Annotated in this window: 16 protein-coding genes; 10 read left to right on the forward strand and 6 right to left on the reverse strand. The window is 67.0% G+C overall.

Annotated features, from left to right (window positions below; genetic code table 11):
- Positions 1-52 precede the first annotated feature (52 nt).
- A complete protein-coding gene (locus tag AU252_RS09165; protein WP_058930442.1) occupies positions 53-967 on the forward strand; it encodes a DUF1905 domain-containing protein in 915 nt (304 codons plus the stop codon).
- A gap of 45 nt (positions 968-1,012) precedes the next feature.
- Here the strand turns inward: AU252_RS09165 and AU252_RS09170 are convergent, their stop codons facing one another.
- Positions 1,013-1,951 (reverse strand): PfkB family carbohydrate kinase, encoded by a 939-nt coding sequence (locus tag AU252_RS09170; protein WP_058932854.1) that lies wholly within the window; start codon positions 1,949-1,951, stop codon positions 1,013-1,015.
- Positions 1,952-2,016: 65 nt separating this feature from the next.
- Between AU252_RS09170 and AU252_RS09175 the strand changes: the two genes are divergently transcribed.
- The 9 genes from AU252_RS09175 (at position 2,017) to nagA (ending at position 13,727) form a co-directional block, all read left to right on the forward strand.
- Positions 2,017-3,759 carry a sialidase family protein gene (locus AU252_RS09175; protein ID WP_058930443.1) on the forward strand — a complete coding sequence of 581 codons (1,743 nt, stop codon included), beginning with the start codon at positions 2,017-2,019 and terminating at the stop codon, positions 3,757-3,759.
- A 176-nt stretch (positions 3,760-3,935) separates the two neighbouring features.
- On the forward strand, positions 3,936-5,558 hold the full coding sequence (locus AU252_RS09180; RefSeq protein ID WP_058930444.1) for an ABC transporter substrate-binding protein: 1,623 nt from the start codon (positions 3,936-3,938) through the stop codon (positions 5,556-5,558).
- Between the two features lie 149 nt (positions 5,559-5,707).
- Positions 5,708-6,664, forward strand: coding sequence for an ABC transporter permease (locus tag AU252_RS09185; protein WP_099093382.1), 957 nt, complete (start codon positions 5,708-5,710; stop codon positions 6,662-6,664).
- Between the two features lie 3 nt (positions 6,665-6,667).
- Positions 6,668-8,803, forward strand: coding sequence for a dipeptide/oligopeptide/nickel ABC transporter permease/ATP-binding protein (locus AU252_RS09190; protein ID WP_058930446.1), 2,136 nt, complete (start codon positions 6,668-6,670; stop codon positions 8,801-8,803).
- On the forward strand, positions 8,800-9,606 hold the full coding sequence (locus tag AU252_RS09195) for an ATP-binding cassette domain-containing protein (protein WP_058930447.1): 807 nt from the start codon (positions 8,800-8,802) through the stop codon (positions 9,604-9,606). The genes AU252_RS09190 and AU252_RS09195 overlap by 4 nt, the downstream gene beginning before the upstream one ends.
- Positions 9,607-9,654: 48 nt before the next feature.
- Positions 9,655-10,584, forward strand: coding sequence for a dihydrodipicolinate synthase family protein (locus tag AU252_RS09200; protein ID WP_058930448.1), 930 nt, complete (start codon positions 9,655-9,657; stop codon positions 10,582-10,584).
- Between the two features lie 161 nt (positions 10,585-10,745).
- Positions 10,746-11,696 carry an ROK family protein gene (locus AU252_RS09205; protein ID WP_058930449.1) on the forward strand — a complete coding sequence of 317 codons (951 nt, stop codon included), beginning with the start codon at positions 10,746-10,748 and terminating at the stop codon, positions 11,694-11,696.
- Between the two features lie 79 nt (positions 11,697-11,775).
- Positions 11,776-12,459 carry an N-acetylmannosamine-6-phosphate 2-epimerase gene (locus tag AU252_RS09210; protein WP_058930450.1) on the forward strand — a complete coding sequence of 228 codons (684 nt, stop codon included), beginning with the start codon at positions 11,776-11,778 and terminating at the stop codon, positions 12,457-12,459.
- Positions 12,456-13,727 carry an N-acetylglucosamine-6-phosphate deacetylase gene (gene nagA / locus AU252_RS09215; RefSeq protein ID WP_058930451.1) on the forward strand — a complete coding sequence of 424 codons (1,272 nt, stop codon included), beginning with the start codon at positions 12,456-12,458 and terminating at the stop codon, positions 13,725-13,727. The genes AU252_RS09210 and nagA overlap by 4 nt, the downstream gene beginning before the upstream one ends.
- 47 nt (positions 13,728-13,774) lie before the next feature.
- On the opposite strand, the gene AU252_RS09220 is transcribed toward nagA, so the two are convergent.
- The 5 genes from AU252_RS09220 to AU252_RS09240 are packed head-to-tail and all read right to left on the reverse strand — an operon-like array spanning position 13,775 to position 19,327.
- Entirely contained in the window at positions 13,775-14,005 is a 231-nt protein-coding gene (locus AU252_RS09220; RefSeq protein WP_058930452.1) for a hypothetical protein, read from the reverse strand.
- 36 nt (positions 14,006-14,041) lie between these two features.
- Positions 14,042-15,688 (reverse strand): flavin monoamine oxidase family protein, encoded by a 1,647-nt coding sequence (locus AU252_RS09225; RefSeq protein ID WP_083510572.1) that lies wholly within the window; start codon positions 15,686-15,688, stop codon positions 14,042-14,044.
- A gap of 41 nt (positions 15,689-15,729) precedes the next feature.
- On the reverse strand, positions 15,730-16,563 hold the full coding sequence (locus tag AU252_RS09230) for a nitrilase-related carbon-nitrogen hydrolase (protein ID WP_240484358.1): 834 nt from the start codon (positions 16,561-16,563) through the stop codon (positions 15,730-15,732).
- A complete protein-coding gene (locus AU252_RS09235; protein ID WP_058930454.1) occupies positions 16,560-17,834 on the reverse strand; it encodes a M20 family metallo-hydrolase in 1,275 nt (424 codons plus the stop codon). The genes AU252_RS09230 and AU252_RS09235 overlap by 4 nt, the downstream gene beginning before the upstream one ends.
- On the reverse strand, positions 17,831-19,327 hold the full coding sequence (locus AU252_RS09240; RefSeq protein ID WP_058930455.1) for an amino acid permease: 1,497 nt from the start codon (positions 19,325-19,327) through the stop codon (positions 17,831-17,833). The genes AU252_RS09235 and AU252_RS09240 overlap by 4 nt, the downstream gene beginning before the upstream one ends.
- Positions 19,328-19,488 lie beyond the last annotated feature (161 nt).

A 19,488-nucleotide genomic window follows, 5' to 3' on the forward strand; every position in this document is an offset into this window, starting at 1 on the left:
CGATCCCTCAGGGTTCCTTTTCGAGCCGACCGGCCGGGTCGATAATAACCCTATGGTTCGCTTCACCGCCGACGTTCAGCTGCGGGGCTCCAACCCATTCGTGGACGTCCCGGCGGCAGCTGTGGCTGAGCTGCTGCCGCTTGCGGAGCATGGCCGGATCAGGGTGACCGGCACGCTCAGGGGTGCGGAGTTCAACGCCACGGTGATGCCGGGCAGGTCCGGCCAGCACGTCCTGTATCTTTCCGGCGGCCTTCGGACGGCAACGGGCGTGCGCGTCGGGGAAGCGGTCACAGTGGACGTTCACGCGCTCGGCTCCGACGAGGTCATCCCGCCCGGAGATTTGGCTGCCGCCCTGGACGCGACTGTAGGAGCGGCTGGCAACTGGGGGCAGCTGCCCGTTTCGCAGCGGCGGGAGCTGATGCGTTTCCTCGAGGACGCTCGGACCCCGTCGACGCGTGCGCGCCGCGTTGAACAGCTCGTGGCCCAGGTGCTGGGCGCGGACATCCCGCCACCGGGCCGGCGCACTGGCCGCGCCTTGTGGACCTGCCCCTCTTGCGGACGGCAGTTTGTCACACGGAACATGAACCATTCCTGCTCACAGCACACCCTCGACGAGCCGTTCCGCGGCAGGCCAGCCAGCATCCACCGGCTGTTCGAGGTGGTTCGCCGGACGGTTGAGGCGATCGGCCCGGTAACGCTTGTTCCGTACCGGGACCGTGTCGCCTTTATGGTTCGGGTCCGGTTCGCCGGGGTCAAACCCGCGAACAAGTGGCTCGATGTGGAGTTCTGGCTCACGCGCCGGGTTGAGTCGCCCAGATTCCGACGAATCGAAACGCTGTCTCCGTACACACATCTGTACACGGTGCGCGTGACCGAGGCATCCGACGTCGACGGCGAACTTGCCGCCTGGCTCCGCGAGGCCTACGCGGTGGGCTGCCAGGAGCACCTGCGCAGCCCGACGACCTGACGGCCCCGGGCCCGGGACGTCGGGGCCAGGGCCACGCGGCGCGCGTTACTCCGCCGGAACCGCGTTCAGTTCGGCGCGCGTGGGCGGGTTGGCGCCCGGGCGGGAAACCGTGACGGCCGCCGCGCGGGCAGCGTGGGCCAGGAGCTCAGCCAGGCCCTCGGCCGGAAGCTCGCGCAGGTCCTTCCGGTTCTGCGCGCCGTCCAGGCCCCGATCAACGATCCCCGAAAGCAGCGCGGCCATAAAGGAATCACCGGCGCCCACGGTGTCGGCCACTTCCACGCGAGGCGCGTCAATCGCGGCTTCACCGGCGGCCGTAATTCCCCACGGACCGGCCGCGCCGCGGGTGACCACCACCAGGGCAGGCCCCTCGGAACCGCCCAACGACAGCCAGCGGCGTGCTGATTCCAGCACGTCCACACCCGGGTACAGCCACTCCAGGTCCTCGTCCGAGGCCTTGACCACGTCCGAAAGGGTGACAAATTTCTCCGCCTGCCGCCGTGCATAATCCACGTCGGTGATGATGCTGGGCCGGCAGTTGGGATCGAAGCTGATCGTGGCGGCGGGGTGGGCGTGCTCGACGGCGGCGAGCACCGCCGCGGCGCCCGGCGCCAGCATCGTGGCGATGGAGCCGGTGTGCAGCAGGGTGGTTCCCTGCAGCATAAAGGCGAGGCGGTCCGACAGGCCGGGAAGCTCCCAGGCGAGGTCGAACGTGTAGGTGGCGGCACCGTCGTCGTCAATTACGGCGGTGGCCACACTGGTTGGCAGCTCGTCGGGGCCCAGCGGCAGCATAACGGAGCTGGAGCGCAGGTGCGCCGCCACCGAATCCCCGTAGGCGTCGCGGCCGTAGCGGCCGACGAACTGCACGGGATGGTCGAGGCGAGCCAGGCCCACCGCGACATTAAGGGGACTGCCGCCCACGTGGGCTTCGATTCCGGAGGCGCGCTGGACAACGTCAACAAGGCCCTCGCCTATAACTGTGAGCATGGTCATACTCTGCCAGAGATGCGCCCGCCTACACAGGCGTGTTACGCGTCGCCTACCATGGAGATATGACATCCTATGTCCTCCAGTCAATGAGGGCTGCCCTGCCCGACGCCGAACACGTCCTGGCGGTCCGCGGCACCGGCGGCTACCGGCAATACAGGATCCCCGCCCTCGCGGTCTCGCGGCAGGGCACCCTGCTGGCCGCCTACGACGGCCGCCCCAACCTCGATGACCTTCCCAACCCGATCGACCTCCTGCTCCGCCGCAGCACGGACAACGGCCGGACCTGGGGCGAACAGCAGGTAGTGAGGACGGGCGGCGGCCTCAACGGCTACGGCGATCCGAGCCTCCTGGTGGACGTCGAAACCGGCCGGATCTTTATGTTCCACGCTGCCGGTACGCGTGCCGGATTCTTCGAAGCGGCAGCCGGGCTGGAGCCCGATAACGACGTCCAGCACTGCGACCTCAGCTACTCGGACGACGACGGCCTGACCTGGCAGCACCGCAGGATCACCGCCCAGCTCAAGATCCGCCAGCCGGTTCACACGCGTGGGCTCAGTACGGGCGAGCCGGCCATCACCGGGATCTTCGCGGCGGCGGGGCAGGGCATCCAGATCCACACCGGCCCTTACCGCAGCCGCCTGGTCCAGCAGTTTGTGGTCCTAGCCGGCGGCGAGATCATGGCCGCCTCCGCTTACAGCGACGACCACGGCGACACCTGGACGCTCGGGGAGCCCATCGGCGCCCGGACGCACGGCCACGCCCCCAACGAAAACAAGGTTGCCTCCCTCCAGGACGGCCGGCTCCTGATGCACAGCCGCGGCACACCGCGCCGCCTTGCCGCAATATCCGACGACGGCGGGGCCACCTGGAGCGCGCTGCGTCCGGTCGAGGACCTCCCGGACCCGGGTGACAACGGCTCGCTGGTCCGCTTCGACGGCCTGCCGTCCCTGGCTTCCCCCGCCGACGACGCCACCGGCTCATGGCTTCTGGCCACCAACAACCTGGACACGGCATTGCGGCGGAACACGGTGATCAGCCTGTCCACCGATGACGGCCTCAGCTGGCCCGCGAAGCTGGTCCTGTGCCCGGGCAGCTCGGCCTATTCAACAGCCGCCCGGCTCCCCGACGGCAACATCGGCGTCCTCTACGAGCGCCAGGGCTACCGGGAAATCGTGTTCGCCTCGGTGCCCGCGGAACAACTCACGGCGCAGCTCACCGCCCGCCCCGCTGCCGCCGCCGACCCTAGCGCTTCGCCCCAATCCGACGCCGATGCGAGGGTTCCGGACGGCGGCGCCGGGCTGGTGTTCGACATGGACCTGCGTTCCATCACGCCCGGCCGCCCGAAGGTCTGGCAGAACGCCGGCGAGTTCCACGTCATGCAGTCCGCCGGTGAGGACTGGGGTGTGCACACCTGGAAAGAAATCGGCCAGGGCTACTCGGCCGAAGCTGCGCAGGTCATCGGCACGCGGGAGGCACAGGACCTGAATTACGGCCCCATCATTCCCGGCTACAAGGTCGGGGACATCCTGGCCTTCACCGGCAGGGCACGCAACGACGGACCCTCGCCGGTGACCGCCGTCCGGCTGTCCGGTCCCGGCTCGAATGCCTTCCCCGCGGCGGATCTTGGCCCCGGGCAAGAGGCGCTCTATTTCACGCCCGGGTACACCGTCACAGAGGCGGATGTGGCACAGGGCCGCGCGGACGTGGTCTTTGAAGTGGTCGGCGAGCGCGGCGGCACTGCCGAGCGCCGCCGTCGTGCTTTCACGTTTGACACGGTCTCTGGCGACATAAGCGAGCCGAAGTGAGAGACCGTTTGCGAAAAACCCGCAGGATCTGAGAGAGCGTCCGGGGAAAACCCGCAGGAAGTGAGAGAGCGTCGGAGGAAACTGGCGCTTGACGTGAACCTGTGATGACGCTTACAGTCGACATACGAGCTCGGACGTCCTACATCCGATAAACCTTCTGGAATGGCGAGGCCCTCATGAACAACATCACCAAGAACCTGCCGCTGGTCAATGACGCCAGCCGCCGGAACTTCCTCAAGCTGACCGGTGCCATGGGCGCCGCTGCAGCCTTCACCGCCTCAGTGGCCGCGTGCGGCAGCCCGGCAGCTACCACCACCGGCAGCTCGGCGAGCGCCGCGGCAGTCAACAAGGACCTCACCATCGAAGCGGGCATCTCCTACGCCCTCTCCACCGGCTTCGACCCGCTGAGCTCCTCAGGCGCCACGCCGATGGCCGTCAACCTGCACATCTTTGAAGGCCTCATCGAGCTGCACCCGGCCACCCGCGAGCCCTACAACGCGCTGGCGGCATCGGACCCCAAGAAGGTCAACGACACCGCCTACCAGGTGACCATCCGCGACGGCGCCAAGTTCCACGACGGCACCCCGGTCACCACCGAAGACGTGGCCTTCTCCTTCACCCGCGTGATGGATCCGGCGAACAAGTCCCTGTTCTCGCAGTTCATCCCGTTCATCAAGGAAGTCAAGCCCGTTGACGCCAAGACGGTCGAGTTCACCCTCAAGTACGCCTTCCCCGGCTTCGGCCCCCGCATCTCCGTGGTCAAGGTTGTCCCCAAGGCCTTGGCCACGGACCTCAAGGCCTTCGACGCCAAGCCCGTCGGCACCGGCCCCTACAAGCTCGTCTCCGCCGCCAAGGACGACAAGATCGTCTTCGAAGCGTTCGCGGACTACAACGGCCCCAAGCCGGCGCTGGCCAAGGGCATGACCTGGCTCCTGCTCTCCGACGCGGCCGCCCGCGTCACCGCCGTGCAGTCCGGCCGTGTCCAGGCCATCGAGGACGTCCCCTACCTAGACATCGACGGCCTCAAGTCCAAGGTCAAGGTTGAATCAGTCCAGTCCTTCGGCCTGATGTTCCTGATGTTCAACTGCAACAAGGCGCCGTTCAACAACAAGCTGGTCCGCCAGGCCCTGCACTACGGCCTGGACAAGGAAGCCATCATCAAGAAGGCCCTGTTCGGCAACGCGAAGGCTGCCAGCTCCTACTTCCAGGAAGGCCACCCGGACTACGTCAAGGCCAAGAACGTCTACGGCTACGACGCCGCGAAGGCTGAAGACCTCCTGAAGCAGGCCGGCGTCACGAGCCTCGAATTCGAACTGCTTACCACGGACACCGCCTGGGTCAAGGACGTTGCCCCGCTGATCCTCGAATCCTGGAACAAGATCCCGGGAGTGAAGGTCTCCGTGAAGAGCATCCAGTCCGGCGCGCTGTACACAGACCGCGTCGGCACCGGCGACTACTCAGTGGTCGCAGCCCCCGGCGACCCGTCAGTCTTCGGCAACGACGCGGACCTGCTCCTGAGCTGGTTCTACTCGGGCGCCACCTGGATGGAAAAGCGCGCCTACTGGACCGCTCCGGAGCGCGCCAAGCTGCAGGAACTGATGAACAAGGGCTCCCAGGCTGCCGCAGCAGATGCCAAGAAGATCACCGGCGAAATTGTGGACCTCGTCTCCGACGAAGTTCCCCTGTACCCGATCTTCCACCGCCAGCTGCCCTCCGCCTGGGACGACAAGAAGCTCAACGGCTTCAAGCCGCTGCCCACCACCGGCATGTCGTTCATCGACGTCGGACGCACCTCTTAAGGAGCGCCCCCCCCGGGACCTCCCGGGAGACGGCACCACCAACTCGACGCAGCAGGGGCTGTGGCCCGCTGGCCACAGCCCCTCTAAGTTGAGAAGCACCACCCCGTGACGCGGCCCCCGCGGCACAACCAAACAAACCGGAGAACAAATTGGTCACGATATTGCGTCTGCTAGGCCGCAGACTCGCAGCACTGCCATTGATGATCCTGGGCATCACCCTGCTCGTCTTCCTTGTCCTGCAGGCCGCTCCCGGCGACCAGGCAAGCTCCGCCCTCGGCGACGGCGCCAGCGAAGAAGCGAAGCAGCAGTACCGCCAGGAAAACGGCCTCAACGACCCGCTGGTCATCCAGTACTTCGCCTTCCTCGGCAGGCTTCTGCAGCTCGACCTCGGCGTCACCACCCCGCCGGCCAAGTCGGTGGCCGCCATGATCGGCTCCGCGTTCCCCCTGACGCTGCAGCTGACCTTCCTGGGCGTGCTGATCGCGATCGTCCTGTCCCTGACCTTCGGCATCCTCGGCGCCCTGTACCGGGACAAATGGCAGGACCAGCTGGTCCGCGTTTTCTCGATCGCCGCGATCGCCACGCCGTCGTTCTGGCTCGGCATCCTCCTGATCCAGTGGTTCGCCCTCGGCGCCAGCCCCCTGTTCCCCTCCGGGGGCATCGCGACGCCGGAATCCGGCTTCGGCGGCTGGCTCAACTCGATGGCCCTCCCGGCCCTGGCCCTCGGCATCCCGGTCTCCGCCTCGCTGATCCGCGTGGTCCGCACCTCGATGGTGGAGGAGCTGGACCGCGACTACGTCCGCACCGCCATCGGCAACGGCGTCCCCTACCGCGAAGTGGTCTCCAAGAACGTCCTCCGCAACGCCCTGGTGACCCCGGTGACCGTGCTGGGACTCCGCGTGGGCTACCTGCTCGGCGGCGCCGTCGTGATTGAAATGATCTTCGCCCTGCCCGGCATGGGCCAGCTGATCCTCAACGGCATCACCAACCTGGACGTCAACCTGGTCCAGGGCGTGGTGCTCACCATCTCCGTCACCTTCGTTCTGGTGAACATCGTGGTGGACCTCCTGTACCTGCTCATCAACCCCCGAATCAGGACGGTATAGCTCATGCGTAGCAAGCTTGCTGAACGGCTGAGTGCCCCGGGCCTCCGTTTCAAGGCGCTGCCTTGGGGCTCCCGCATCGCCCTCCTCTTCCTCATCATGATCGTCCTCTCCGCCGTGTTCGCGCCGGTCATCGCGCCGCACGATCCGCTGGAGACCTTCGTCCCCGCCACCCCGCCGGGCGCCGAGCACTTCTTCGGCACCGACCGGCTGGGCCGCGACATCTTCTCCCGCCTGCTGTTCGGCGCCCAGTCTTCGCTCATGATCGGCCTCGGCGCCGTGATCCTGGCCATCCTGGTGGGCGCGTTGCTGGGCTCCTTCGCCGCGACGTCCAGCAAGGCCGTCAACGAACTGATCATGCGCCTCATGGACATCCTGATGGCGTTCCCGGGCATCGCCCTGGCCGCAGTGCTGCTGGCCGCGTTCGGGAACTCGGTTCCCACCATCATCATCGCGATCGCCATCATCTACACCCCGCAGCTGGCCCGCGTGGTCCGCGCCAACGTGCTCTCCCAGTACGGCGAGGACTACGTCCGTGCCGAGCGTGTGATCGGCGCAGGCCGTTTCTACATCCTGCTCAAGCACATCGTCCGCAACACCGCCGCCCCCGTGCTGGTGTTCGCCACGGTGATGGTGGCCGACGCCATCATCCTCGAAGCCTCGCTGTCCTTCCTCGGCGCCGGCGTCCAGGATCCCGCCCCGTCGTGGGGCAACGTGATCTCCTACGGCCGCAACCTGGTCCTGTCCGGCGGCTGGTGGGCCACCACGTTCGCCGGTGTGACCATCCTGCTGACCGTGCTGTCGCTGAACATCCTCGCCGAGGGCCTCACCGACGCCATGGTGAACCCGAAACTGCGCAAGGCACCTGTAGTGAAGGACGACGACGGTTCGGCAGCTGCTGTGGCCGGCGCAGCGGTGGGTGCCGGCGTCGACACCCAGATCGGCACCTCCGTGGCCCAGCCGTCAGTGGTGGAAGAGCACGAGCTCGACGGCGTCCGCGCCGCCTACGGCGACGTCCTCACAGAGGAGCACTACAACGAGGCAGCCATCCTCTCCGATCCGAAGCTGGCCGCGGCGAACCCGCACCTGCTGCTGGACAAGGAACTGGAACTGCTCTCCGCCATCGAGGCCACTCGCACCGACCGCCTCCCCCAGGTACCGGCCGGCGCCCGCAACGTCCTCGAGGTCAGGAACCTGTCCATCCGCTTCCCGGGCCGCTTCGGCGACACCGCGATTGTGGACAACGTCTCCTTCACGGTCCGCGAAGGCGAAACCATGGGCCTGGTGGGCGAATCGGGCTGCGGCAAGTCCATCACGTCCCTCGCGGTCATGGGCCTGCTGCCCAAAACCGCGCAGGTCACCGGGTCCATCAAGTTCGACGGCAAGGAACTGCTGGATCCGGCCACCAGCCACAGCAGCATCAAGGCCTACGAAGGCCTGCGCGGCCAGCAGATCGCCATGGTCTACCAGGACGCCCTGAGCTCCCTGAACCCGTCCATGAAGATCAAGGACCAGATGGAGCAGCTGACCAAGCGCGGAGGCCGCAAGACCCCCACCGAGCTGCTGGAACTGGTCAAGCTCGATCCTGTCCGGACGCTCGCCAGCTACCCGCACGAGCTCTCCGGCGGCCAGCGCCAGCGCGTCCTGATCGCCATGGCCCTGTCCCGTTCACCGAAGATCGTGGTTGCCGATGAGCCCACCACCGCCTTGGACGTCACCGTCCAGAAGCAGGTAGTGGACCTGCTCAACGAGCTGCGCGAACAGCTGGGCTTCGCCATGGTCTTCGTCAGCCACGACCTTGCCCTGGTGGCCTCCCTGGCCCACCGCATCACCGTCATGTACGCCGGCCAGGTGGTGGAATCCGCGCAGGCTTCGGAGCTGCTGCAGAACCCCAAGCACGAGTACACCCGCGGCCTGCTCGGCGCTGTCCTCTCCATCGAGGCCGACGCCGTGCGCCTGCACCAGATCCCCGGCACCGTCCCGTCCCCGCGCGACTTCGCCCCGGGCGACCGCTTCGCCCCGCGTTCACTGCGGTCCGACGCCGACCCCGACCAGCAGCTGGTCCTGACGTCAGTAGGAGCCGCCGGCGGCGGGGACGCTGACCACTACTGGGCGAGCCACCTGAAGGAGGATGCAAAGTGAGTGAATCAACCGGCAAGCCGGTCATCGAGCTCAAGGACGTCAAGGTCTACCACCACGCACGTGGCGGCGGGGTCTTCCGCCCGAACATCGTCAAAGCGGTCGACGGCGTCGACTTCAGCATCAGCCGCGGCGAAACCGTGGGCATCGTGGGTGAGTCCGGCTGCGGCAAGTCCACGCTCGCGTCCGTGCTCGTGGGACTGCAGACGCCGACGTCGGGCGAGGTGCTGTTCCACGGCAAGCCCGCCATCAAGCGGAACGCCGCCCTGCGCAAGGAATTCGGCCGCTCCGTGTCCGTGGTCTTCCAGGACCCCGCCACGGCGCTGAACCCGCGCATGACCGTCCAGGACATCCTCACGGACCCCCTCCAGATCCACGGCATCGGCACTGCGGCAACGCGTGCCGCGAAGGTCAAGGATCTGCTGGCCCTGGTGGGCCTGCCGCAGTCCGCGGCCGAGGTCACGCCGTCGCAGGTTTCCGGCGGCCAGCGCCAGCGTGTGGCAATCGCCCGCGCACTGGCACTGGACCCGGACATCATCGTGGCGGACGAGCCGACGTCGGCCCTTGACGTCTCCGTCCGCGCCCAGGTGCTGAACCTGCTCTCGGACCTGAAGACCCAGCTGAACCTCGGCATGGTGTTCATCTCGCACGACATCCAGACCGTCCGCTACGTCTCGGACCGCATCTGCGTTATGTACTTCGGCAAGATCGTCGAGCAGGGCACCGCCACCCAGGTCTTCGACAGCCCCACCAACGACTACACCAAAAAGCTCCTGGGCGCCGCCCCGAGCCTGCTCCACATCTAGCTTTCCCACCTCAAATTTTCGTCTAACCATCAATATTTGGAGAACTCTGTGACCACCGTCGCTTCCCGTTTCCAGGGCGTCATTCCGCCCGTCGTAACCCCCCGCACCGTCGATGGCGCCATCGACGTACCGTCGCTGGAAAACGTCACCAAGCACCTGCTCGACGGCGGCGTCAGCGGCCTGTTTGTGCTGGGATCCTCCGGCGAGGTCACCCACATGACCAACACCGAGCGCGACCTCGTCGTGCAGACCGTGGCAGGCGTGAACGCCGGCCAGGTGCCGCTGATCGTGGGCGCTGTGGAGCAGACCACCAACCGCGTCATCGAAGAAGCCAAGCGCGTCATCGCGCTGGGTGCCGACTCGATCGTGGCCACCAGCCTGTACTACGCCATCTCCAACGCCCAGGAGAACGGCACGCATTTCCGCTCCATCGCCGCCGCCGTCGACGTTCCCGTCTTCGCCTACGACGTGCCGGTGCGCACCCACTTCAAGCTGCCCACCGACCTTCTGGTCGAGCTGGGCCGCGAGGGCGTCATTGCCGGGGTGAAGGACTCCTCCGGCGACGACGTCTCGTTCCGCCAGCTGCTGCTGGCCGCCAAGGACATCCCCAACTTCGACATCTTCACCGGCCACGAAGTGGTTGTGGACGGCGCCCTCCTGGGCGGCGCCCAGGGTGTTGTTCCGGGCCTCGGCAACGTTGACCCGGCGGGCTACCGCCGCCTGTTCGACGCCGCACAGGCCGGCGACTGGGCCCAGGCCGCAGCCGAGCAGGACCGCTTGGCCGACGTCTTCGAAATCGTCTACACCCCTAAGCCCGGCCGCATGTCCGGAAACGCCGCCGGCCTGGGCGCCTTCAAGACCGCCCTGCAGCTCATGGGCATCATCAAGACGAACGTCATGAGCGCGCCCATGCTCTCCTTGGACGAAGACGAGACCAAGGCAATCCGCGCCATCCTGGAACGCAACGGCCTGATGTAGTCTTCGCGGCCGGGGCGCTGGGCATGCTCCTTTTGCCGGCTGCTGCGCTCGTTCCTCACGCAACAACGCAGCCTACGCAAAAGAACCATGTCCAGCGCTGCTTCCGTGATCAACCAGACCCCAGGTGATCGAGCCTGTCGAGATCCCCTGTTAGGAAGAGAATGATGTACGCGATCGGTGTTGACCTTGGGGGTACTAAGACTGCAGCCGGGGTTGTTTCCGCGGACGGGGAGGTCTTGTTTTCGGAGACTATTCCGACTCTGAACCGGGATGGTGGCGACGCCATTTTGGACGCTACTGCGGCGCTGGTTTCTTCCCTTTTTGTCCGGGCTCAAGCAGCGGGCCTGGACGTTGCAGGGGTTGGCGTTGGTTCGGCCGGCGTTATCGATGCCGGACGCGGGGTGGTGGTTTCCGCTACGGATGCCATCCTCGGGTGGGCCGGGACAGAGCTGACCGCAGGGTTGGCCGCCCGGCTTGGCCTGCCGCCGGCGGCTGTGCGGGCGGTGAACGATGTCCATACGCACGCCCTCGGCGAGGCCTGGACAGGTGCCGCTGCCGGGACGGCAAGTTCGCTCCTGGTGGCTTTCGGCACCGGCGTCGGCGGCAGTTTTGTCCTGGCCGGGCACCCGGTCCTGGGACACCGCTACGCGGGCGGACACGTGGGCCACTTCGCCTCGCCGTACGCATTCCACGAGGGCCAGGCTATTCGCTGCGTCTGCGGCGGCGCCGGGCATGTTGAGGCCATCGCCTCCGGGCCCGCCATCCACGAGGCGTACGTGCGGCTCGGCGGCAAGGAACCGGCGCTGGACGCCCGCGGCGTCTTTGCCCTCGCCGGCGACAGCGATGCCATAGCCATCCAGGCGGTGGGCATGGGCGCCTCTGCCGCCGGCCAGGCCGTGGGCGGACTCGCCAACATCCTGGACCCCGAAGTGGTGGTGGTTTCCGGCGGGCTCTCCGACGCCGGCGCGCCCTGGTGGCGTCCCATGGAACGCGCCCTGCGCGCCGAACTCCTGCCCGCGCTGCTCGGCCTCCCCGTCCTTCCCGCTAAACTCGGCAACGCAGCAGCAATGGTGGGCGCCGCGCGACTGGTCCTCACCACCACTCCGTCCTGACGCCGTCGTCCCACGCCCCACGCCCCACGCCCCACCCTGATCTTCAGCCCGCTCCGCCAACCTTCCAGAGGAACCGACCGTGATTCTGACCCCCGAAGCCCTTGAAGCCCTGCGCGGGCAACTCATCGTCTCCTGCCAGGCGTATCCGGGCGAGCCGCTGCGGGACCCGCGCACCACGGCGCAGTTCGCCGCTTCCGCAGTGATCGGCGGCGCCTCCGCCGTCCGTGTCCAGGGCCTGGCCGATGTGCAGTTCACCCGTGCAGCGGTGGAGGTTCCGGTGATCGGGCTCTGGAAGGACGGTCACGACGGCGTCTTCATCACTCCCACACTCCGGCACGCTTTGGCGGTGGCCAACGCGGGCGCCCACGTGGTGGCGATCGACGGCACGCGCCGGGAGCGTCCGGACGGGCTGACCCTGGCCCAGACGGTGGCGGGCATCCACCAGGATTCCCACGCGCTGGTGATGGCGGACTGCGGCTCGTTCGACGACGCTGCCGCGGCGGTCGAGGCCGGGGTCGACCTGATCGGCACCACGCTGTCCGGTTACTCCGGCGAGCGCCCCAAGACGCACGGCCCCGACCTGGAGCTGCTGAAGCAGATCGCCGCGGCCGGCTTCGGCGTGCCGCTCATCGCCGAAGGCCGCCTCCACTCCCCCGCCCAGGCCCGGCAGTGCCTCGACGCCGGCGCGTTCGCCGTCGTCGTCGGTACCGCGATCACGCACCCGGCCACCATCACCGGCTGGTTCGCCGAGGCCCTGAAGTGAACCCGCCGCCGGAACGAGTACAGCCGGAACAAACACAGCCCACCGGCGCTGAGCCCGGGAACTACCTGCTGGCCGGCACGGTCCTGACCGACGGTTCGATCCAGGACGACGCAGTGGTGGCCGTCGCGGACGGCCGCATCGTATATGTGGGGCCCCGCGCCGGTCTTGATGAGGCGTCGCTGCCCGGCCTTGAGGAACTCGAACTGCCGCGGGGCAGCATGATTCTGCCCGGCCTCGTGGACCTGCACTGCCACGGGGCCGTGGGCGGCGACTTCCCGAGCGGCGACAGCGAGGCTGCCAGGACCGCCGTGGACTTCCTGCACCGCAGCGGCACCACCACGCTGCTGGCAAGCACGGTGACCGCGTCCCGCGAGGACCTGCTGCGCGGCCTGGAAACCCTGCGGCTACTTGCCGATGAAGGGCTCATCGCGGGCATCCACTCCGAGGGGCCGTTCCTGTCCCACGCGCGATGCGGCGCCCAGGATCCGCGGTACCTGCGCGAACCGAACCTCCCCCTGCTGGGCGAACTGCTGGCCGCGGCCGGCGGCCACCTGCGGACCATGACGTACGCGCCCGAACTTCCCGGCGCCGACGCCGTGGTGCGGATGCTCGCCGAGCACGGCGTCACGCCGTCGCTGGGCCACACTGACGCGGACGCGCGGACGACGGCGGCCTCCCTCACCGAGGCGGCGGAGCTGCTGGCGGCATCAGGCCTGGGGACCGCATCGCGCCCCACCATCACACACCTCTTTAACGGCATGCCGCCGCTGCACCACCGCAGTCCAGGGCCTGTTGCCGCATGCCTCCGGCTGGCCGGGGCCGGCACGATTGCCGTGGAACTCATCGCCGACGGCGCGCACCTGGACCCCGAAACGGTCCGGATGGTCTTCGAGCTGGTGGGGGCCGAAAACGTAGTTCTGGTGACCGACTCCATGGCCGCCACCGGACTGCCCGACGGCGACTACGAGCTTGGCCCCGCAGCCGTCTCCGTCATTGGAGCGGTGGCCCGGCTCAGCAACGGCACCCTCGCCGGCGGGACGGCCACCCTGCTGGATGTTGTGCGGCGGACCATTAACGCCGGGGTGGAGCCGGCCGCCGCTGTTCTGTCAGCCACCGCCGTTCCGGCGGCCATCATCGGCCAGTCGCAGGAATTCGGAAGCCTCCGCGCGGGGCTGCGGGCCGACGTCGTAGTGGTGGACCGCAACTTCCGCCGCGTCCTGGTCCTGCGCGAGGGGCGCACCCTGGGCCGCCCCGCCGTCGGGGTCTAGCGCCGGCACTGGGCTGCGGGATCCGCCGTGGTCAGGAGCCGCCGTGATCAGGGACCGGGGACGATGAGAATTCCGTCATGGTGTTCGAGCATGTGCCTGGTTCCGATGTCACGGCGGCGAATCCACACCACGGAGGAGTCGGCAGTTTTGGCATCGATGACGGCGGCATAGCTGTGGCCGTCAGAACTGACCACTTGCACGTCGTCTGATGCGTCCAGCCCGCTCCAGTTCTGCGGCCCAAACGATGTCTGGCTTTTGGACGACGGGTTTTTGCTCATGAATGTACCTTCCTGTCAGGTGAGGCCGGAGGGCCCTTAGGGCAAGCGGATGGGCTTGAGTTCTTCGAAGCGGTCGCCCGGGCCGGGGTTTCCGGCCTGGGTCTTGCCGCCGAGCTGCGTCATGACGCCCCAGACGGCGTTGAGTCCGGTGGTGACGGCGCCGTCGGCCCATCCGCCGGTCCACGAGACGTCGTCGCCGGCCAGGTAGATGCCCCGGTGTGCGGGCTCATGCCCCTCCTGCATGAAGTGGGTGTACAGGCGTTCCTGGTAGCGGTAGTGGCCGGGCAGGTTGTCGCTGAAGGCGCCCATGAAGTTGGGGTCGTCTTCCCAGGAGACGGTGATGGGATCGCCGATGATGTGCGAGGCGATGTCCACCGTTGGGTAGATCTGTTTGAGCGAATGCAGCATCAGGCGCACGCGCTCGTCAGCGTCCAGGGGGAGCCATTTGAGGGCGTCGTCGTTCCATGTATAGGACAGGCAGATGAGGGCCGGCTGGCCCGGGCCGTTGTCCAGCAGGTAGGTCCCCCGCGTCAGGCGGTCCGTGAGCGTGGTGCTCATGACCTGCCTTCCGGTTTCCGGGTCAATGTCCTTCCAGAACGGACGGTCAACAACAACGAACGTTTTGGATGACTGCAGGTAGTGGCTGCGCTCGATGGCCGTCCAGAGCTTATGGCTGAACAGCGACTCATCGACGTCGATCCGTGCGGAGAGCAGCCAGCTCTGGCAGGTGGCGATGACGGCGGGGTAGTGCGCGGTGCCGCCCCACTTGTCGGTGATGGCGATGTCGCCCGGGGTTCCGTCGCTGTTGAGGATGCGTTTGACGGAAGTGACCGCGCCGCGGGGGTTGCCCCCGTGCAGGGAGGCGAGGCTGGTGCCCGCCGGCCAGTGGGCCATGGTGTCGGGGGCGTGGTTCCAGAGCCGCTCCGGGAGGAGCTGGGCACCGCCGATGATGCGGTGCTGGTCGGCGTCGGCGTCCACATAGACAACGCGGAGGATCTCCAGGAAGGAGTCCGGGAAGTTGGTGTCCCAGCCTCCCGTGCCGAACCCCACTTGCCCGAAGGCTTCACGGTATTCGAAGGGCAGGGCGGAGAACGCCTTGGACGTGGCCAGGTAACCGGAGAACGAGACGTCGTCGAACCGGGGAACCAGCTCGTTCCACAGCTTCTTGATGGTGGCCAGGTCCCTGGTGCGGATGGCTTCCTGCATGGCGGAGAAGTGTGCGCGTTCTTCGAGGCAGTCGTCCCAGGCTGCTGCGACATCTGCGAAGAACTGCGGAAGGTCCGCGGCGGTTTCGGCGTAGTAGGCCCTGCCGGCGAGCTCGATCACGGTGCTTCCGGCCGCAGGGGTCAGCGGGTTGGGGAACGGCTGGGTTTCGATGTCCAGCATGTCGGCGTAGTGGAAGAAGGATTTTCCAGAGCGCGGGAAGCGCATGCCGCCCAGGTCCGCGACGGGGCCGGGCTGGCCGTCGGGCCTGCCGGCCCGCAGGCGGCCGCCGATCCGTGAGGATTCATAGATGACCGGTTTGAGGCCCATTTTCATGAGCTCATGGGCGGCGACGAGCCCGGAGAGCCCGGCGCCGATGACGGCTACCTCTGCGCCGTACATGTCCGCCGGAACGGAACCGATGCCTTCGGAGTGGCCGAGGTATTCGTCGTACGGGAACGGGAAGTCCGGGTTCAGCATGGTGACTTTGGGTGCAGTCGGAGTGCTTGTGGCTGCGATGCTCACTGGTGTCCTTCGTTGGTGTTGGCTTCGGTGCCCGGGGCGAACCGGGACAGGTAGTCGGTATCCCTGCGGGCCTGGCTGAGTGTATTGAGGTTGATGTTCGCGACGATGAGTTCGCCGTCTGCCGCTGCGGCTGAGAGGTGCCGTCCGTACGGGTCGGCGATGGTGCTCAAGCCTGCGAAGTGCGGGCCCGCATGGTTGGCATAGGCGATGTAGACCTGGCTCTCCAGAGCCCTGGTGGGAACCACCATAGAGGGGATCAACCGGGTGTCGAACGGCTGCGCGCCGGTGCTGTCGGATTCCCGGAGCGGAACCGCCGTGGGCACACACAGCAACTCCGCGCCCGCGAGGGCGGCTGCGCGCACGAACTCGGGGAATTCGACGTCGAAACAGATGCCCAAGGCAACGTTGGCTCCGTGGAACTCCACGATGGCCGGTGCATCGGCCCCGGGAGTGAAAACCGACTTTTCGCTGCTTCCGAAGAGGTTCTGCTTGCGGTAACGGGTCAGCTCGGTTCCCTCGGCATTGAAGAACGACGCCGAAATGTAGTGCCGTCCTCCTTCGTGCTCCACTGTGGATGCCACCAGCCCGATGGCGTACTCCCGGGCAATGGCGGCCAGCTGCTCGCGGTGGACCGTGCCGTCCTTGGTGTGGACGAGGGTGGGTGCGTAGCCGGAGACGAAGAGTTCCGGGGTGACGAGCAGATCGGCACCGCGCCGCCGCGCTTCACGGGCTTGGCTGGAAAGGCGCCGGAGATTCTCCGCTGCCGAATTGACCAGGCCGGTGGCCTGCAGGACCGCGACCCTCAGCTCCGGGCGTGGAGCAGTGTTCACTGTGCGCCGTCCAGGTCTCCCCGGCAGAGCCGGGCGACGACTTCGGTGAGCAGGTCCACGCCGGCGCAGACGTCGTCGTCGTGCGTGTATTCCTTCTCGTTGTGGGAGATTCCGTCAACGCTCGGCACGAACAGCATGACGGTGGGAACGATGTCCTTCATGTTGATGGAGTCGTGGCCCGCGAGCGTGAAGACCGGCGCGCTGGTGAGTTCCAGCTTCTGCGCACAGTCGCGCGCGAGGTCCACGCCGGCGGGCTGGTACGGGAGCACGCCCCAGGCATGGGATTCCGCAGTTTCGATGGTGACGTTGGCTTCCTGCTCGATCCGTGCGATGCCTTCGCGGAGCAGCTGGCGGGCCGATGCGAGCACGTCCTCGTCCGCGCTGCGAAGGTCCATCACCAGGTCCACCCTGCTGGGGACGACCACCGGTGAATTGGGGTAGACGCTCAGCTGGCCGACAGACGTATGCAGGACGGCGCCCGGGAAGGCGTTGGCGATCTCGCGGAGCAACACCACCAGGTGCGAGGCACCGAGCAGGGCGTCCTTGCGGTCGGCAATAACGGCGGAACCGGTGTGTGCCTGCTCCCCGTGAACCGTCGCCGTGTACTTCACAGCCGCCCAGCAGGAATGCACGAGGCCGATCGTGGTGCCCGAGTCCTCCAGGGACCGGCCCTGTTCGATGTGGATCTCGGCATAGGCGGCAGCCCGGGGACCGGTGCCGGAGCCGAGGTGCCCGATCGCGTCAAGGGCTTCGGCCACGGTGATGCCGTGGTTGTCCGTGACGGCCAGGGCTTCGCCGGCCGGGAGCTTGCCGGTGTAGACGCTGCTGCCCATCATGGATGGGGCGAAGCGGCAGCCTTCTTCGTTGAACCAGTCCACGATGGCCAGGTTGTACTTGGGAGCGTCGTCGGGGTTGGTGGTCTCGGCCAGCCGACGACCGGCGTGCAGGGCCGCGGCGACCCCATAGGCGCCGTCGTATTTGCCTGCCGTTGGCTGGCTGTCCAGGTGGGAACCGGCCAGTACGTAGGGAGCGCCGGGGGTCCATTCCAGGAGGGCGAACACGTTGCCGATCCGGTCAACTTCGGTCCGGAATCCGTACTGCTCGGCCAGAGAGGTGAACCAGGTACGCGACTGGGCGTCGGCCGCCGTCGCCGCTTGGCGGTCCACCCCGTGGCCCGGGGTTTCGCCGATTGCCGAGAGGCTGCGGAAATCGCGAAGGAAGGCTTCGGCGTCAGCGGTGGCAGTGCCGGTGGTGATCGAGGAGGTGCTCATGGGAGGCTGCTTTCCGTTTTGTTGGTTTGGGCCGGGCTGGAAATGACTGGCAGCGTGTGGCTGCCGGGGTGGACGAGGGCGAGCTCGTTGACACGTTTGCGGACGGCGAACCAGCCGGCAATGAGCGCGGGAATGAAGATCGCCAGGGAGGCGATGGTGTAGGTCCCCACCGGGAAGTCGAAGAGCATAAGGATCAGGACCCCGCCGAGGAAAATGAGGGTCAGGTAGGAGGTCCAGGGAGCACCGAGCATCCGGAAGGAAGGCCGCTTCAGGACTCCTCTTTGGGCGAGCCGGAACAGCTTGAGCTGGCAGAGGATAATCGTCGCCCAGGTGCACAGGATTGCCAGTGCTGTCGCGTTCAGGGCGATCTCGAACGCCATGGCCGGCACCACCGCGTTGAGCCCGACGCCGAGCAGCGTGATGGCCGCGGTGAAGAGGATCCCCCCGTACGGCACGCCGCCCTTGCTCATCTTCTCCATGAACCTCGGGGCGGCGCCTGTCTGTGCCATCGAACGGTAGATCCGGCCCGTGGAGTACAGCCCGGCGTTGAGGCTGGACAGGGCCGCCGTCAGCACAACGAAGTTCATAACGTCGCCGGCGCCGGGCACGCCGATGGCTGCGAAGAAGGTGACGAAGGGCGATTCGCCGGCCTTGTAGGCGTTGAAGGGCAGCAGGAGGGCGAGGAGGACCGTGGCTCCGACATAGAAGATGGCGATGCGGAAGATGACGGCGTTGACGGCCTTGGGCATCACCTTGTCGGGGTTCTTCGTTTCGCCGGCGGCGACGCCGATGAGGTCGATGCCCGCGTAGGCGAACACAATGCCCTGCACGATCACCACGGCAGGAAGCAGGCCGTTCGGCAGCAGGCCGCCGTGGTCTGTGATGAGGGAGAACCCGGGGCTGTGGCCGGCTACCGGGAAATTGCCGGCAAAGAAGATGCCGCCCACCAGCAGGAAGATCACGAGGGCGCCGACCTTGATCACGGAGAACCAGAATTCGAGCTCACCGAACACCTTCACGGAGATCAGGTTGACGGCGGTGACCACAGCCAGCGCAGCAAGTGCCAGGACCCACTGCGGGACGCTGCTGAACGAAGTCCAGTAGTGGAAATAGACCGCGATGGCGGTGATGTCCACGATCGCTGTCAGCGCCCATGAGATGGCGTAGACCCAGCCTGAAACGTAGGCCGCTTTCTCGCCGTAGAACTCCCGGGCGTATGACACAAACGAACCGGAGGAGGGTCGGTGCAGGACCAGTTCGCCGAGGGCCCGGAGGACGAAGAAGGCAAAGATGCCGCAGACGGCGTAGACGACGGGCAGGATGGGGCCCGCCGAAGCCAGCCGGCCTCCGGCTCCGAGGAACAGGCCGGTGCCGATGGCGCCGCCGATCCCGATCATCTGGACTTGCCGGTTGGACAGGCCCTTCTTGTATCCCGCCTGTTCGTCCGGGCGGACGGCCCGGGGCCGTTCCTGGGCCAGGTCTGTTGCGTTCATGCAAAACTCCTGAAGTGTGATTGCCGCCACTGGGCGACAGGTATTGATTTTTTCAAGGATCCGGGCGCGGGACCATGACGGGTAGGGGAAGAACGGGAGGCAGAAAATGTACGAACGTACAGTGGAATTCTGGCGGCGGGGATACATGCTGGATGCAGGAC

Source organism: Pseudarthrobacter sulfonivorans, assembly GCF_001484605.1.
In the GTDB taxonomy this organism is placed as follows: Bacteria; Actinomycetota; Actinomycetes; order Actinomycetales; family Micrococcaceae; genus Arthrobacter; species Arthrobacter sulfonivorans_A.